Source organism: Gordonia sp. NPDC003585, assembly GCF_040610755.1.
Taxonomy (GTDB): Bacteria; Actinomycetota; Actinomycetes; order Mycobacteriales; family Mycobacteriaceae; genus Gordonia.
This window is the reverse complement of the sequence record NZ_JBEXMX010000056.1, coordinates 19323-34737: the sequence shown is the minus strand read 5'-3', so window position 1 is coordinate 34737 and position 15415 is coordinate 19323. Positions and strand designations below refer to the sequence as shown.

At 66.9% G+C, this 15415-nt stretch carries 13 protein-coding genes and 1 pseudogene; 6 read left to right on the top strand and 8 right to left on the bottom strand.

The window, feature by feature from the left end; translation table 11 throughout:
* Positions 1 to 1288, top strand: a 1288-nt coding sequence (locus ABZW74_RS16065; RefSeq protein ID WP_355277482.1) for an alpha/beta hydrolase, incomplete at its 5' end; no start/stop codon positions are given.
* Between the two features lie 23 nt (positions 1289 to 1311).
* Here the strand turns inward: ABZW74_RS16065 and ABZW74_RS16060 are convergent.
* From ABZW74_RS16060 to ABZW74_RS16050, 3 genes are all read right to left on the bottom strand, one after another.
* Complete coding sequence (locus tag ABZW74_RS16060) at positions 1312 to 1869, bottom strand: hypothetical protein (protein WP_240857329.1); 558 nt, start codon at positions 1867 to 1869, stop codon at positions 1312 to 1314.
* Positions 1866 to 2465 carry a SatD family protein gene (locus ABZW74_RS16055; RefSeq protein ID WP_240857328.1) on the bottom strand — a complete coding sequence of 200 codons (600 nt, stop codon included), beginning with the start codon at positions 2463 to 2465 and terminating at the stop codon, positions 1866 to 1868. Before ABZW74_RS16055 ends, ABZW74_RS16060 begins: the two co-directional genes overlap by 4 nt.
* A gap of 109 nt (positions 2466 to 2574) precedes the next feature.
* Positions 2575 to 3288, bottom strand: coding sequence for a TVP38/TMEM64 family protein (locus ABZW74_RS16050; RefSeq protein ID WP_240857327.1), 714 nt, complete (start codon positions 3286 to 3288; stop codon positions 2575 to 2577).
* A 132-nt stretch (positions 3289 to 3420) separates the two neighbouring features.
* Here ABZW74_RS16050 and ABZW74_RS16045 point away from each other — a divergent pair, with 132 nt between their 5' ends.
* The 4 genes from ABZW74_RS16045 (at position 3421) to ABZW74_RS16030 (ending at position 9919) form a co-directional block, all read left to right on the top strand.
* Complete coding sequence (locus ABZW74_RS16045; protein WP_355277477.1) at positions 3421 to 5370, top strand: methylmalonyl-CoA mutase family protein; 1950 nt, start codon at positions 3421 to 3423, stop codon at positions 5368 to 5370.
* Positions 5367 to 7640, top strand: a complete 2274-nt coding sequence (gene scpA, locus ABZW74_RS16040) for a methylmalonyl-CoA mutase (RefSeq protein WP_355277474.1) — start codon at positions 5367 to 5369, stop codon at positions 7638 to 7640. Before ABZW74_RS16045 ends, scpA begins: the two co-directional genes overlap by 4 nt.
* Positions 7640 to 8665 carry a methylmalonyl Co-A mutase-associated GTPase MeaB gene (meaB, locus tag ABZW74_RS16035; protein ID WP_240857324.1) on the top strand — a complete coding sequence of 342 codons (1026 nt, stop codon included), beginning with the start codon at positions 7640 to 7642 and terminating at the stop codon, positions 8663 to 8665. Before scpA ends, meaB begins: the two co-directional genes overlap by 1 nt.
* 81 nt (positions 8666 to 8746) lie before the next feature.
* Positions 8747 to 9919 carry a lipase family protein gene (locus ABZW74_RS16030; RefSeq protein ID WP_355277472.1) on the top strand — a complete coding sequence of 391 codons (1173 nt, stop codon included), beginning with the start codon at positions 8747 to 8749 and terminating at the stop codon, positions 9917 to 9919.
* Between the two features lie 219 nt (positions 9920 to 10138).
* Here the strand turns inward: ABZW74_RS16030 and ABZW74_RS16025 are convergent.
* From ABZW74_RS16025 to entS, 3 genes and pseudogenes are all read right to left on the bottom strand, one after another.
* Positions 10139 to 10831: pseudogene (locus tag ABZW74_RS16025) on the bottom strand (ABC transporter substrate-binding protein); the annotation flags it as partial.
* Positions 10832 to 10864: 33 nt separating this feature from the next.
* Positions 10865 to 11119: a hypothetical protein gene (locus ABZW74_RS16020; protein WP_355277469.1), complete on the bottom strand. Its 255-nt coding sequence runs from the start codon at positions 11117 to 11119 to the stop codon at positions 10865 to 10867.
* Positions 11120 to 11135: 16 nt separating this feature from the next.
* Positions 11136 to 12416 (bottom strand): enterobactin transporter EntS, encoded by a 1281-nt coding sequence (gene entS, locus ABZW74_RS16015; RefSeq protein ID WP_355277467.1) that lies wholly within the window; start codon positions 12414 to 12416, stop codon positions 11136 to 11138.
* 54 nt (positions 12417 to 12470) lie between these two features.
* On the opposite strand from entS, the gene ABZW74_RS16010 reads away from it, so the two are divergent.
* On the top strand, positions 12471 to 13316 hold the full coding sequence (locus ABZW74_RS16010) for a siderophore-interacting protein (RefSeq protein WP_240857321.1): 846 nt from the start codon (positions 12471 to 12473) through the stop codon (positions 13314 to 13316).
* 10 nt (positions 13317 to 13326) lie between these two features.
* On the opposite strand, the gene ABZW74_RS16005 is transcribed toward ABZW74_RS16010, so the two are convergent.
* Together ABZW74_RS16005 and ABZW74_RS16000 are read right to left on the bottom strand one after the other, a co-directional pair.
* Positions 13327 to 14277 carry an LLM class F420-dependent oxidoreductase gene (locus ABZW74_RS16005; protein ID WP_355277464.1) on the bottom strand — a complete coding sequence of 317 codons (951 nt, stop codon included), beginning with the start codon at positions 14275 to 14277 and terminating at the stop codon, positions 13327 to 13329.
* Positions 14278 to 14326: 49 nt separating this feature from the next.
* Positions 14327 to 15382 (bottom strand): nucleoside hydrolase, encoded by a 1056-nt coding sequence (locus ABZW74_RS16000; protein WP_308221029.1) that lies wholly within the window; start codon positions 15380 to 15382, stop codon positions 14327 to 14329.
* Positions 15383 to 15415 lie beyond the last annotated feature (33 nt).

Here is a 15415-nt window from a genome sequence, read left to right as displayed (position 1 = left end):
GCGGGCCCTGATCGATCAGGCCGACGATGTCGTCGCCGAGGCCGACCGCATCCTCACCGCCATTCGTGACGGTCGGATCAGCGCTCGTGCGGCGTCGAATGTGGCCGATGCCCTGCAGATCGGCGCCACGCAGGGTGGCCTGGTTCCCGCTCCGCCGCCGAAGGGTGCGACCCCGGCGGCGGTGCGTGCCGATTGGGATGCGCTGCCGGCCGACCAGCAGCGCGCGCTGATCGCCACCCATCCCGAGTGGCTCGGCAATGCTCCCGGAATCCCGAGTGACGTCCGGCACGAGGTGAACCTGTCGCGGCTCGCGGGGGTTCGCTCGCACCTGCGGGAGGTGCGGGACCGGATGCGCAAACAGGTCGACCGCCACCTGTTCGGTGGGCTCTTCACCAACGAGGACGCCGGTCTCAAGCAGGTCGAACGCAAGATCGCCGACGTCGAGCGGTTACAGGAACTCATCGGCGACAAGCCGTGGAGCCGGCAGAACCCGGACGGGCGCATGCTGCTCCTGCTGGACATGGCTTCGGGGGAGCAGGGGAAGGCGGCCGTCGCCATCGGCAATCCGGATGACGCCGACCATGTTTCGGTGACCACGCCGGGCATGGACACCAACATCCGCGACAGTTTCCCCGGGGCGATGGGGGAGATCGAGTCGCTGCGTGACGAAGCGTATCGACAGTTGCGGCTGACACCGGGACGTCACGGGGAGACGGTGTCCACCATCATGTGGCTGGGCTACGAACCGCCGGACAATCGCGGAACCCGATTGCCCGGTTGGAGCTTTTTCGAAGTGGCACAACAGGATCGGGCCACCAACGGCGCACCCGACCTCGTCGAGTTCTATCGTGGCCTCGACGCCACGTCGAACAAAGACGATCCGCATCTGTCCGCGTTCGGACACTCCTACGGATCGCTGACGCAAGGCATCGCGCTCCAGCAGCCCGGTGGACATCCCATCGACGACGCCGCGTTCTACGGTTCACCGGGATTCGAGGCGGGCACCGAGGCCGAGCTCGGGCTGGCACCGGGACACGGTTTCGTCATGCAGGGCGACCGGGACTGGATCGCGAAGTTCCAGACACGCAAGCGTTTTGGTCTCAACGGCCCCGCACCGCTGACCACGAACCTGCGCCGGCTCGACGTCAACCCGCGCACCACCCCGGACGGAATCGAGCGAGAGGGCGCCCACACGCACGCGGACTACCCGCGCAACGGATCCAACTGGCAGCTTCGGGTGTCCGGTTATCATCTGGCTCGGATCTTGGCGGGATTGCCGCCGGACTGAACACAGGTGCCCAACTCCTCGGATCACACGACGATCAGGTGCCCGATGCCGACCATCGAGACTGCCCAGAGCACCGAGGCGAACGTGCCCATGATGAATTGCTCCGACGCATGCGGCGCGCGCAGTTCGGGGAAGCGCGCGAGGCTCTTGACCGCCAGGATGATCGCGAGCCCCTCCGGCCAGCCGGCCAACAGGGTTCCGGCCACCGCGAGTCGTTCGAGATACCCGATGACCCGACCGCCCCGCAGCGGTCCGGCCGCGTCGGGATCGGCATTGCCATCACCGGGTGGTCGAGGGACGACACCTCCGGCCGCGAGAACCGAGCGCACAACCGGAGCACCACCGGTCACCGCTGCTGCCAGCGCGCAGATTCGGGCGAGGACCAGTCCCGCGCCGGCCGCATGCGCTGCCGGTAGTGCGAACAGTGCAGCGACTCCGGCCAAGGTGATGAGCAGCGCGCCGGCGCCGACGTCGACCCTCGTCGAATGCGCTCGCCACGACGGGATACGGGATCGGCCGAGGGCCACGACGATCGGCACGATGGCCACAACAGCGAGCAAGGTGATCGCGGTGACGATCATCGGGCTGCGCCTGCGTCGCGATCGGCCTCGGCGAGCAGATCCTCGATGAGGGAGCGGGCGTCCGTCTCGATGTCCCACCCAGCAGCCCGTAGTCGCTGGGACATCGCCTGTGGAGTGATGCCGAGCCGCTCGGCGGCCTCGACTTGAGTCAATCCCGCGCGTACCAGCGCGACCGCTGCCGACCCGGCCGTACTGCGGCGACCGACCACGTCGGCGAGGAGTCGGGCGGCGGTCTGTACGTGAGTGCACCAGCGCACGGAGGGACCGCGCACGGCGAGTGGAATGCGCTGGAGCTTGGCGGCGTCGACCGCTTCGCGTGCGAACTCGAAAGCGGGCCCGCGCCCTGCCCGCGTCGACGCGGGCAGCGGGAGGGTCACAGCGCCGGTGCCGACGCCGACGCTCCAATGGCCGTCGGCCACCAGGTCGACCACCAGTGCAGTGACAGCGGACGGATCGGCGAGGACGGCCTGCACCTCGTCGCCGGCGGTCCGTTCGAACGGGCGGACGACGTCGGCATCGGCGACATGGGTGAGGAGTTCGTCGACCCGATCGATGTCGGTTCGGCTGCCGCGTTGGTCGACCGTCATGACGTACACGCATCAAGTCTAGGAGCTTGATTCTTCACAATCAAGGATATTACCTTGATCTGGGCTCCAGTAGGGATTGTGGATCAAGTTCCCACGCTTGATTTTGCTCGATCAAGGTCTACTTGGACCGGACCGGCAAGCGGGCGTCGAGAATCAATCCCACGATCCCGACCGCGAACAGCAGTCCCGTCAGCACCAGATACCCGGGATTGCGGGCACCGGTCAGAGCGTCACCGAGGAACACAACGGCGGCGGTTCCCGGGGCCATGCCGATCACACTCGCGATCGTGTACGGCAGCAGCCGCACCGACGAGAGTCCCGAGCAGTAGTTGGTGACCGAGAACGGGCACGCCGCGATGAGGCGAAGCGAACCGACGGCCAACCAGCCACGGCGCTCGAGTCGATATTCGACCGCCGCCACCACCGGCTTCTTCAAGTACGGTTTGACTCTCTCCCTGCCGACGCTGCGTACCAGCAGGAATGCGGCAACAGCGGCGATCGCCGACGCGATGATCGCGCCGGTGAACCCGACCACCGGACCGAAGAAGATTCCCGACATCACGGTGAACGTCGAGCGCGGAATCGGTGCGATCGTGACCACCGCATAGGCCGCGAAGAACACCCAGACGAACCATGGTCCGAGGCTCTCGCCCCACGAACGCACCACCGACACCGACGGCGTCGGCAGGAGATAGGCGCTGACCAGCACGACCACGACCACCGCGGTCGCGATTCCCGCGGCACGGAGTGCGCGACGATCGACGCGCACTCGCGTCGGCGGCGCAGCACCCTCCGGCGTGCCAACCTGCGGCGTCGGGGAACTATCGGACATTCCCGCCACTCTACGTGTCGACGAGGCGTGCAATTGGTCACCGTCGCGGCCTCGATGGCCGGGCCGAGCGATCGATCGGCTAAGGTCATGTACGCGCTCGCACAGAGCATCACCGGAGGTGTGCTACCCCACATGTCAGAACAAACTGACCATCAGAAATCCGAGACCACCCTCGAGGACGCCTACCTCGCGTGGTCGGAGGCCGCCGCTGCGGTTCTCGCGAAATCGCGCCGTGTCGACGTCGCCGACCTTCCGGACGATGCAGAGACGTTGCTGTCGACCGCGACCCCCGACGGACTCACCATCCGGCCGCTGTACACGCGGCGCGATGAAACGGCCGAGCCCGGCCTGCCCGGTCACTTCCCGTTCGTGCGCGGCAGTGATCCCCAGCGCGACGTGAACGTCGGCTGGCGGGTCACCGAACGCTTCGGCGACGACGACACTGCGCCCGAGGACGTCAACGAGCAGATCCTCGAGGCGATGACCAACGGCACGAGCGGTTTGTGGCTGACGGTCGGCAAGGGGATCGGTCCCGATGATCTGGAGACCGTGCTCGCCGGCGTCTACCTCGACCTCGTGCCGGTGACCCTCGACGCAGGCGAATCGGGAATCGACGCCGCACGGACATTGCTCGCCCTGCGCACCACCGCGGCCGCCGCACCACAGGCGGCACCGGTCACCGCGGGGACCACCCATTCCTTCGGGCTCTCACCACTCACGGCGGCCTTCTCGGGCCGACCCACGGTCGACAATGCGGCGGCCGTGGCCCTCGCGGCCGACGAACTACCGGCCGGGGTGCGGACATTCCGTGTGGACGGCGCCGATTTCGCCACCGCGGGCGCCGACAACGGGCTCGAACTGGGCCTGGTCGTCGCAGCTGCTGTCGCGCACCTCCGTGATCTCACCGACGCCGGCCTCGATGTGTCTGCGGCTCTCGAGCAGATCACCTTCGGGGTCTCGGCCGACGACGACCAGTTCGCCACCATCGCCAAACTCCGTGCGCTGCGCACACTCTGGGCCCGCGTCGCCGATGTGCTCGGCGCCCGCGAATCGGGTGGTGCGCTGACCCATGCGGTCACCGACCTGTCGATGTTCAGCCAGCGCGACCCCTGGGTCAACATGCTGCGCAGCACCATCGCCGCATTCGGTGCCGGTGTCGGAGGTGCCGACCAGGTGACGGTCCTCGGTTACGACGCCGCGCTCCCGCCCGATCTCCGGACCTCCAGCGCGACCTTCTCCCGACGAATCGCCCGCAACACCCAACTCCTGCTCCTGGAGGAATCCAACCTCGGGAAGGTGCTCGATCCCGGCGGTGGCTCCTGGTTCATCGAATCCCTCACCGACGATCTGGCCACGAACGCGTGGGCGGTGTTCACCGAGGTCGAGGCCGCCGGCGGATACCGCGACGCTCTCGAGAGCGGCTGGGTGGCCGATCGGGTCGCCACGTCCCTCGCCGCACGTGACGTCGAGGTCGCACACCGCCGCACCTCGGTCACCGGCGTCAACGAGTTCCCGAACCTCGACGAGCGCCCGCTGGGTGCCACTGCTTCCGGGACCACCGTCTCGGGCACCACGGCGGGGCTGGTGACCGGCACACCGAAGCTGGCGCGCATCGGCCGTCCGTTCGAAGCACTCCGCGACCGCTCCGACGCGATCCTGGCGGAACGCGGCACCCGACCGTCGATTCTGCTCATCCCGCTCGGCAGCGTCGCCGAACACAACGGCCGCACGACGTTCGTCGCCAATCTCTTGGCTTCGGGCGGCATCTCCGCGGTCAATCCCGGACCGCTCACGTCGGAGACGATCGGCGCGGCCGTCACCGACTCGGGCGCGACGATCGCGGTCATCTGTGGCACCAAGTCGCGCTACGCCGACGACGGACCCGCGGCGCTGGCCGCGGCTCGCGCAGCCGGAGTCGGGCGCGTGTTGTTGGCGGGGCCCGACCGGGAATGGCCGGAATCCGACGACCGTCCCGACGGATCGCTGCGCGTCGGCATCGACGCAGTGGCCACCCTGACCGAACTGCTCGACCAGCTCGACGAGACAGCGGGCGCATCCGCGCCGGTGGGAGCATCATCATGACCCAGACCGAACCGACCACTGCAGCAGTGCCCTCCTTCGCCGACGTGTCACTCACCGATGCGGTTGCCGCACCGGAGAGTTCGGCTGTCGACGGCTCGGCGGCCGTCGAAGAACTCGCAGGCGCACACGGCTACACCGTCGACCAGGTCACCTGGAACACGCCGGAACAGATCGACGTCGCACCTCTGTACACCCGCTCGGATCGTGATGCGATCACCCACGACTCCGAGCACGCCTATCCGCTCGACTCGATTCCGGGTGCGGCACCGTTCATCCGCGGTCCGTATCCGACGATGTACGTCAATCAGCCGTGGACGATTCGCCAGTACGCCGGCTTCTCGACCGCCGCGGAATCCAATGCGTTCTACCGGCGCAATCTGGCTGCGGGACAGAAGGGTCTGTCGGTCGCCTTCGACCTCGCCACCCACCGCGGCTACGACTCCGACCATCCGCGCGTCGCCGGTGACGTCGGCATGGCCGGCGTCGCGATCGACTCGATCCTCGACATGCGCCAGCTGTTCGACGGCATCGACCTCGGCAGTGTGTCGGTGTCGATGACGATGAACGGTGCGGTGCTGCCCATCCTCGCGCTGTACGTGGTGGCCGCCGAGGAGCAGGGTGTGCCGCCGGAGAAGCTCGCCGGGACCATCCAGAACGACATTCTCAAAGAGTTCATGGTCCGCAACACCTACATCTATCCGCCGAAGCCGTCGATGCGGATCATCTCCAACATCTTCGAGTACACCAGCCAGAAGATGCCGAAGTTCAACTCGATCTCCATCTCCGGCTATCACATTCAGGAAGCCGGGGCGACCGCCGACCTCGAACTCGCGTACACGCTCGCCGACGGCGTCGAGTACATCCGGGCCGGGCTCGAGGCGGGACTCGACATCGACAAGTTCGCGCCGCGTCTCTCGTTCTTCTGGGGCATCGGCATGAACTTCTTCATGGAGGTCGCCAAGCTTCGCGCCGCGCGTCTGCTGTGGAGCGAGCTGGTTGCCGACTTCGAGCCCAAGAGCGCCAAATCGCTGTCGCTGCGTACACATTCGCAGACATCGGGATGGTCGCTGACCGCACAGGACGTGTTCAACAACGTCGCGCGCACCTGCATCGAGGCGATGGCCGCCACCCAGGGCCACACGCAATCGCTGCACACCAACGCGCTCGACGAGGCGATCGCGTTGCCCACCGACTTCTCGGCACGCATCGCACGTAACACGCAGCTGTTGTTGCAGCAGGAGTCGGGGACGACGCGACCGATCGATCCGTGGGCCGGATCGAACTACGTAGAGTGGCTCACCCATCAGCTGGCCCAGAAGGCGCGCGAGCACATCCGCGAAGTCGAGGCCACCGGCGGTATGACACAGGCCATCAACGAGGGTCTGCCGAAGCTGCGCATCGAAGAGGCGGCCGCCCGCACGCAGGCTCGGATTGATTCCGGGCAGCAGCCGCTGGTCGGCGTGAACAAGTACCAGGTGGCCGACGACGAGGAGATCGAGGTCCTCAAGGTCGAGAACTCCAAGGTGCGCGCCGAGCAACTCGAGAAGCTGGAACGCCTTCGGGCACAGCGCGACAACTCGGCTGTCGAGGCCGCGCTCGCCGATCTCACCCGTGCTGCGGCCAGCAGCGAGGGTGGCATGGAGAACAACCTGATGGCCCTGGCCATCGAAGCGGCGCGACACCAGGCGACCGTCGGTGAGATCTCGGCCGCCATGGAAAAGGTCTATGGTCGCCATCAGGCAGAGATCAAGACCATCAGCGGGGTGTACCGGCATGAGGCAGGAGACGTGAGCAACGTCGAGGCGGCCATCGAGGTCGTCAAGAAGTTTGCGGACGCCGAAGGTCGTCGCCCTCGTGTGCTGGTCGCCAAGATGGGGCAGGACGGTCACGACCGCGGCCAGAAGGTCATCGCCACCGCCTTCGCCGACCTCGGCTTCGACGTCGACGTGGGTCCGCTGTTCGCCACGCCGGAGGAGGTCGCCGCGCAGGCCGCGGACAACGACGTGCACGTCGTCGGCGTCTCCTCCCTTGCCGCGGGACACCTCACCCTGGTGCCCGCGCTGCGTCAGGCGCTGGCCGATGTCGGGCGTCCCGACATCATGATCGTGGTGGGCGGGGTGATCCCGCCCGGCGACTTCGACGAACTCTACGACGCAGGTGCTGCCGCGATATTCCCGCCGGGCACCGTGATCGCCGACTCGGCGGTGGAGCTCATCACGAAGCTGGCCGACAACCTCGGCCTGGAGCTGGCCGGAGCCGCATCGGAGTGATGGCCGAGCAACCAGTGCCCAAGGCGCCGGTACAGCGCAGACCTGTCGACGTCGACGCTCTCGAAGAGGCAGTTCTCGCCGACCGGCGTGCCGACCTGGCTCGCGCGATCACCCTCGTCGAGTCCAAGCGTCCGGATCATCGGGCCGCCGCCCAAGAACTGCTGCTGCGCCTGACCCCGCACGCGGGCAAGTCCTTTCGGGTGGGCATCACCGGTGTCCCAGGCGTCGGCAAGTCGACGACGATCGAGGCGCTCGGCATGCACCTCATCGAGCAGGGCCACAAGGTCGCGGTGCTGGCGGTGGATCCGTCGTCGACGCGCACCGGTGGCTCGATCCTGGGTGACAAGACCCGCATGGGGAAGCTCTCGGTGCACAAGGACGCCTACATTCGTCCGTCGCCGACCTCGGGCACGCTCGGTGGCGTCGCGAAGGCGACCCGCGAATCCATCGTGCTGGTGGAGGCCGCGGGTTTCGACGTCGTGCTCGTCGAGACGGTCGGGGTCGGCCAATCCGAGGTGACGGTTGCCAACATGGTCGACACGTTCACGTTCCTCACCCTGGCCCGCACCGGCGATTCGTTGCAGGGCATCAAGAAGGGTGTGCTGGAACTCGCGGATGTCGTGGTGGTGAACAAGGCCGACGGCAAACACCTCAACGAAGCGAAATCGGCTGCGCGCGAACTGAAGAACGCACTCAAGATGATCTATCCGCATGACACCCTGTGGACGCCGCCGGTGTTGACGATGAGTGCCCTGGAGAACTCCGGGGTCGCCGAGTTCTGGGACACCGTGCGCGAACACAATCGCGTACTGACGGAGGCAGGCGAGTTTGTTGCCCGCCGGAATCAGCAGCAAATCGACTGGACGTGGGCCATGGTGCACGACCTGGTGCTGTCCCGGCTCGACGACTCCCCGGCGGTTCGATCGATCCGTACTGACGTCGAGAAGCGTTTGCGCACGGGCGATCTCACGCCGGCTCTGGCGGCGCAGGAGATCGTCGAGGCATTCGACAGCACCGAGGCTTGATCGTAGCTGCTAGATCACTTAGGTTGACCTAAGGCGCCCGACGTGCTCGGGTGCGATGAGAATCGGCCGAGAGGTGTCAGGGTGTCGGGTGGGCTGGTGTTGGGCAGATTCTCGCGGATCGCGGTGATCGCGGTCCTGGTGGCGGGAGTGTCGATGCTGATCGCAACAACCAGGTCCGCGCACGTCGACGCGGCGCCGTCGCGTGCGGGGGATCTGGTAGGCGTCACTGACATCACCGCCGCCCCCGACGCCCGGGTGGCCGGCGCCGGCAAGGTCTATCGCGTCACGTATCTGTCCCCGGATCACACCGGAAAGCTCATCGGAGTCCGGGGCACCGTGATGATCCCCGCGGTGAAGCGATTGGGCGGATGGCGGGTGCTGGGCTACGCACATGGCACCGCGGGCCTCGGCGGCAAGTGCACGGTGACCGATCGGATGGGCGGCCGATACGACGATTGGCTCGGCCCGTGGCTGCGTGACGGATATGTCATCGCCGCCAGCGAGTATGCGGGTATCGGAAGTCCCGGGCCGCACACCTACCTCGATGGACAAACTGCGGCTCGTAACGTCATCGACTCGGTGCGTGCGGCGCGCAATCTCGTATCGCAGAAGACGTCCGGGACCACCTCGCGGGGATACGTGACCGGCGGCGGCTCCCAGGGCGGGCACACCGCGATCTGGGCGACTCGCATCGCGTCGTCGTACGCGCCGGAGCTGGTGAACGTCGGGGGTCTGGTCAATGCGCCGCCGGTCGACATCGCCGACTACTTCTCGTTGTTGCGTCCGGGAGTGCCGCCCGTAGCGATTCCCGACTACGCCACGTATTTCTCCTATGTGATGGCAGGCTTGGACGCCGCCCGGCCCGATGCGCGGGTGTCGTCGTATCTGACGCCGTTGGGGCGCAAGGTGGTCGACGACGCCAAGACGCTGTGCTACCCCAACCAGGGTCGGGCGACGCGCGGTATCACTGTCGGACAGTTGATCTCACGCCCGCTCGCCGACGGCCCGCTGATCCCGGCGCTGCGCGAGTACACCCGTGTCCCGACCGCCGGCTTCGGATCGCCGATGCTGGTGCAGCAGGGCTATTTTGACCCAGTGGCATTCGAACCGCTCACCCGCAACTGGGTCGAGCAGGCACGACGCAACGGTGCGCGCATCGACTTCCGCCAGTACTCTGCCGGGCACGGACTGGGGCCGTGGGCCGAGGCCACGGGCCTCGCCTGGGCCGATCGACAGGGCTGGCCGACGCGCTGACCTACCCGGCCGCCCGCCCGACGTACCCGCGGTCATCGTGGGTCTCGGAGGGCCTTGGGTCGAGTGGTCCGCAACGGATGCCGAATCGGTCCCGCACGGTGTCCAGGGACCGCTGATGCCGGCCGCGCCGGCGACGATGGGTGTAGATGAAGTGCACGCAGGAGGAATGTCGCAGGAGGAATGTCGCAGGAGGAATGTCGCAGCCGAAGCGTCGGAATGTCACAGGCGGGATGCGATGGGACTCAGCGTCGCGATGACGTAGTCCACCGACGGTGCGCTCGGGACGCTGAAGGCGGGGGAGGTGTCGTTGTTGAGGTAGAGAACCGTCCCGTCCTTCACCGCGGTCAGGGAGTTCCAGCCGGGAATTCGTGCGAGAGCGGCAGGGTCGCCCAGCGTGTAGGCGAGGAGCAGATCGGAATCGAGGAGGTCGATGCGCTCGGCCGACAAGCGCGAGCGTGTGACCGCCCCCTTGTTCATGGCAGCGAGACGCGGATTCAGAACAAAACCCAATTCGGTGAGGAGAGCGGCAGCGGGATCCTTGGTCGAGTTGATGGCCCCGAAGCTGCCTGTGGTCTGAAACAGCGCGTAGGTGAACGTCTTGCCTGCCGCGGCAGGGTACTTCGCCTTGAAGGCGTCGACGTTGCGTTGGGTGCGTCCAACAAGGTCCGCGGCGGCGGTTTCCTTGCCGAAGATCTTGCCTGCTGCGGTGGCGATGTCCTGCCAACTGTCGACTGGCCCATTCGGATTCAGCACGGTGATCGTCGGTGCGAGTTTGGTGTAGGCGGCGAAGCGATCGGCGTCGAGGGCGGTGCCGGCGATGATGAGGTCGGGCTCGAATCGGGCCATCGCGTCGACGGTGGGGAGTGTATCGGCCTGGATCACCACCACCTCCGCGTCGTGTTCGGGTGTCCACGGGAAGGAGTTGTTCGGGCCGCCGTACCCGTCTTAAACGAACTCGGCGGTGATCGGGATGTCGAGTGCTGCCAGCGTCGAGGTCCAGTTGCTGAGCAGGCTGATCACGCGCTGGGGCTTCGTTGGCACGTCGACCGTTGCCGTGTGCCCACCGAGCAGTTCCACCGTGACCTCGTGGGTCTCCTCCTCGGTGGGTGCCGTACAGGCGGTGATCGAGCACACGGCGATCGCCACCACGGCGACGACACTCGTGCGCAGCAACTGGGAGAGGTACTTCACGATTGACATCCCTGTGAGGGTAACCTCACCTGCTCGTGCGCTCCACGTCGCCTCGGACCTGAGCCGGGTTGCGGCCGCGTGTGCCCCTCAGCCCAGACAAGAGCAGCGCCGCAGCGATCGACAAGCCCACCATCACGATGCCGTAGTAGACGATCGCGTCGGAGGCGCCCCATGCGGAGCCGATCAGTCCGGCCACCACGGCACCCACTGTCACGCCGCCGACCTCCTGCGCCATCCAGATCCCGTTCACCCGACCGAGCAGCGGTCCCGGAGTGTTCCGCTGGATCAGCGCATAGCGCAACACTTCCTGCGCAGCTTCCAGGAAACCGACGGTGAGCAGCAGACCGATCGCCAACCACAGCAGGGGTGCGAGGCCGAACAGTATCTGCGCCGAGAAGGCGAGGATCAGCGCGGCCAGCAAAACCAGTCCGGGGCGACGCAGATCTGTCATCCAGCCACTGGTGAGCGCCGCGATCATCGCACCGGTTGCCACCGCCGCATACATCGCACCCGTGACGGCGGCGCTGCCGCCGAAGCGTTCGGCCACCAGGCCGGGCAGCAGAGCGACGACACCGGCGCCCAGCATCGCGAGCACCCCAACCGCCATCACCCCCGGGACGACGGGCGTCGTCGACAGGAAGCGCATCAGTGAGGGCCGCTCGGGAAGCGGTCCGTCTGACATGCGCGGACCGTCCGGTGGCATCGCCGGCAGCCCGATCAGGATGAGGACGGTGATCGTCGCGAGCGCAGCGGCGGTGACGTACGCCCATTCGACCCCGGCCGATGCGATCAGGAGACCGGCGATGCCGGGAGACACGGCGGTGCCCAGCCGAACCGTCAATGAACTCAAAGCGCCTACCGCCACCAGCTTTTCGCGGGGAATCAGCGTCGGTACCGCCGCCATCAACGCAGACGTGGACAAAGCGCCGATGAGGCCGTCGACTCCGGCGAGGAGATAGACGATCGCCACGCTCGGCTCACCACCGTAGGCGCCGAACGCATTTGCGGCCAAACCGGCAAATGATGCACCGGCACCCGTGCGGCCCACCAGGATCAGGCGTTTGCGGTCGAAACGGTCGGCGAGCGTCCCGCCGACGAGCATTCCGAGGAAGGTGGTGGCGCCGGTGACTGCGGTGGCCGCACCCACCTGAGCACTCGATTGCGTGAGATTCCACATCTGGACCGGAACCGACACCAGGAGTAGACCGATCGCCACGAGCGAGATCAACCGTGCGACAAAGATTCGCCGGAATGGCGCGCTGTCCCGCAACGGGGACACGTCGAGATAGATCGAGCGCGGCACCACGACTCCTCTCGGTTCGCGATTAGGGTAGTCTCACCTTCCCATGGGGCACCAAGCATGAACGGCACCGACCTGCGACCGCACTCCACCGAGCTCCGGCTCACCATGCACGATCTCGTGGCGCGCACCATCGAGGTCGAGGCGGTCGCAGACCTCAGTCCGCAGATGAAGCGGGTCACGTTCCGGATCACCGAACCGGATGGCTTCCACTTCGTCCACATGGCGCCCGACGACCACGTCAAACTCTTCTTCGCTCACCCCGACACCGGCCGGGTCGAGATGCCCCAAACCGGCTCGGATGGCATGCAGTTGCCCACCGAGGGGCCGTTTCCGATCTACCGGGACTACACGGTGCGTGCGTTCGACCGGGCGGCCGGCCTGCTCGACATCGACTTCGTGGTGCACACGCACGGCGTCGCCGGGTCCTGGGCTGCGACGGCAACCCGCGGCGATCGCCTCGGCATGCTCGGACCTCGCGGCTCGCACATTTATCCGACCGGATACGACGCCTATCTCCTCGGCGCCGATGACACAGCGATCCCGGCGCTGGCGCGTTGGCTCGAGGAACTGCCCGCGGACAAGCGGGTGATCGCCTTCGTCGAGGTGTCCGGGCCCGACGCCGAGGTCGAATTGCCCGACCGACCGTCGACCACGGTGCACGTTCTGCATCGCGGCGACGCGGCACCCGGAAACAGCACGCTGCTCTACGACGCCATCCGGTCTCACGAGATGCCGGCCGGCGAGTTCTATTGCTGGGTGGCCGGTGAGGCGAACTCTCTCAAGCCGATCCGCCGTTACCTCCGTCGCGAACTCGGCCTGCCGAAGAACCGCGTCAAGGTGGACGGGTACTGGCGCAGCGGGACCGTCAACCTCGACCATCACGAGGCCGACGGAGACGACTGAGCTCCGCGAACTACGTGATCAACGGGGCGAGTGTCTGGCCGAGCAGCGCGACACGGCCGTCGATGTGGCAGTTCGCCGGTGCGTTGACGGTCACGCCGTCGATCCCGGTGGCCAACAGATCGGTGTAGCGGGCCGCCACCTCGTCGGGGTCGCCGACAATCGTCGACGCCCGACGGACCTCGGCTGCGGGATTGCGTGCGAGATATGCCTCGAACTCGTGCGTTGCCTGGTCGTGTGTCGGTGCGATACAGGCGGACGTCTGCAGTGTCACAGTGATTTCCGACCTGTCCCGACCGAGCGTCTCGCAGTGGCCGGCGAGGGCGTCGAGTTTGCGTGCGATCTCGTTCGGGGCGCAGATCAAGTTGGATTCGTCGGCATACTGTGCGACGAGCCGCAGAGTCTTGCGTTCGCCACCGCCACCGATCATCACCGGAATCCGTCCCAGGGGAGCGGGCGAGTTGATCGCGTCGTGAACGCGGTACCACTTGCCGTCGAGGCTGGGCCGTTCGCCGCGCAGCATGCCGAGAATGATCACGAGGGCTTCTTCGAGCTTCTGGAAACGGTCGGTGAATGTGCCGAATTCGAAGCCGAGGGCATCGTGTTCGAGTTCGAACCATCCGGCGCCGATCCCGAGCTGGGCCCGTCCTTCCGACACCACGTCGAGCGCGGTGACGGTCTTCGCGAGCAGGGTGGGATTGCGGTAGGTGTTTCCGGTCACGAGGGCCGACAGCCGCGCCCGGGACGTGTGCTGGGCCAGTGCCGAGAGCAGCGTGTAGCACTCGACCATCTCCTGATCCGGCGTACCGAGGATCGGCAGTTGGTAGAAGTGATCCATCACGAAGATCGTGTCGAATCCGTGGGTCTCGGCGTCGACCGCCTGACGAGTGATGGCGGGGAACAGTCGCTCGGGTTCCACGCCGGGATAGGTGAAGTTGGGGATCTGGTATCCGAGTCGTGTCACAGGCGCAACGCTACGCCGCGCGGGTGGACCGGGTCGGAAGAATTCCGATTCACTGCGGTGGCCGCTGCGAGTTCGGTTCGGCCACCACGTCTTTGGCGAACCGTCCGATACGGTCGATGAGCTCGTCGAAGACCGCATCCACATCGGTGGCGACCGCGATGCGCGCGTTGGGTCCGCCGGGTGTCATCGAGCGTTCGTCGGCGACCGTCATCCCGCGCGTGTGCGTGCCGGTCAGTTCGACCGACACGCGGGCCGGAATGGTGCTCACGATGTCGGGGGCGAGTGCGACCAGTGCCGCGAACGGATCGTGGAGATGCGCGATGTACCCCTCGTCGTGCTCGTCATGGAACTCGAGGTAGAAGCGCAGCGCGTCCATGAGATGCCGGATGACGGGATTGTCGGCGACCGACCGCAAGCCGCGCTCGTCGCCCGGATCGGCGTACTCGATCGGCGAACTCGATGCCGCGGCAGCAAGACGCACCAGGTGGTCGGGTGTCAGCGCCACCGACTCGGTGAGGTCGAGTGCGCACACGATCGGTGCCGGCGCGGGACCGCTGCCGAAAGCCGCGAACACCTCGGCGGCGGCCTCCGGGTCGACCGCGACGTTCCATTCCGAGACGGGAGTGGTGTTTCCGTGAGTGTGAAATGCGCCACCCATGATCACCAGTCGGCGGAGTCGTCCCGGCAGGTCTGGGTCGCGGCGGACGGCGGTGGCCAGCGAGGTCAGCGGGCCGGTGACCAGTCCGACCAACTCGCCGGCATGCGCGCGGGTCGCGTCGATCCACGCATCGGCGGAGGTCACCGGGCTCGGCAGCACGGAGGCCGCCGGTAGCTCGGCGTATCCGACGCCGAGGGGACCGTGGGTGTCTTCGGTGGTCATGAGATCGGCCACGAGCGGCGACGCCGACCCGACGTGCACGGGGATGTCGGTGCGTCCGCACAGCGCAAGCCAGGCGAGATTGTTGGCTGCGACGACGTCGACCGGGACGTTACCGGCGGTCGAGGCCACACCGACGAGATCGACGTCGGTCCGGGCCAGCAGGTACAGCAGCGCGACCGAATCGTCGATGCCGGTGTCGCAGTCGAAGAACAGATGCTGGGTCACCCGCCCATTCTCGCGCGTATGCATCCGTGGACG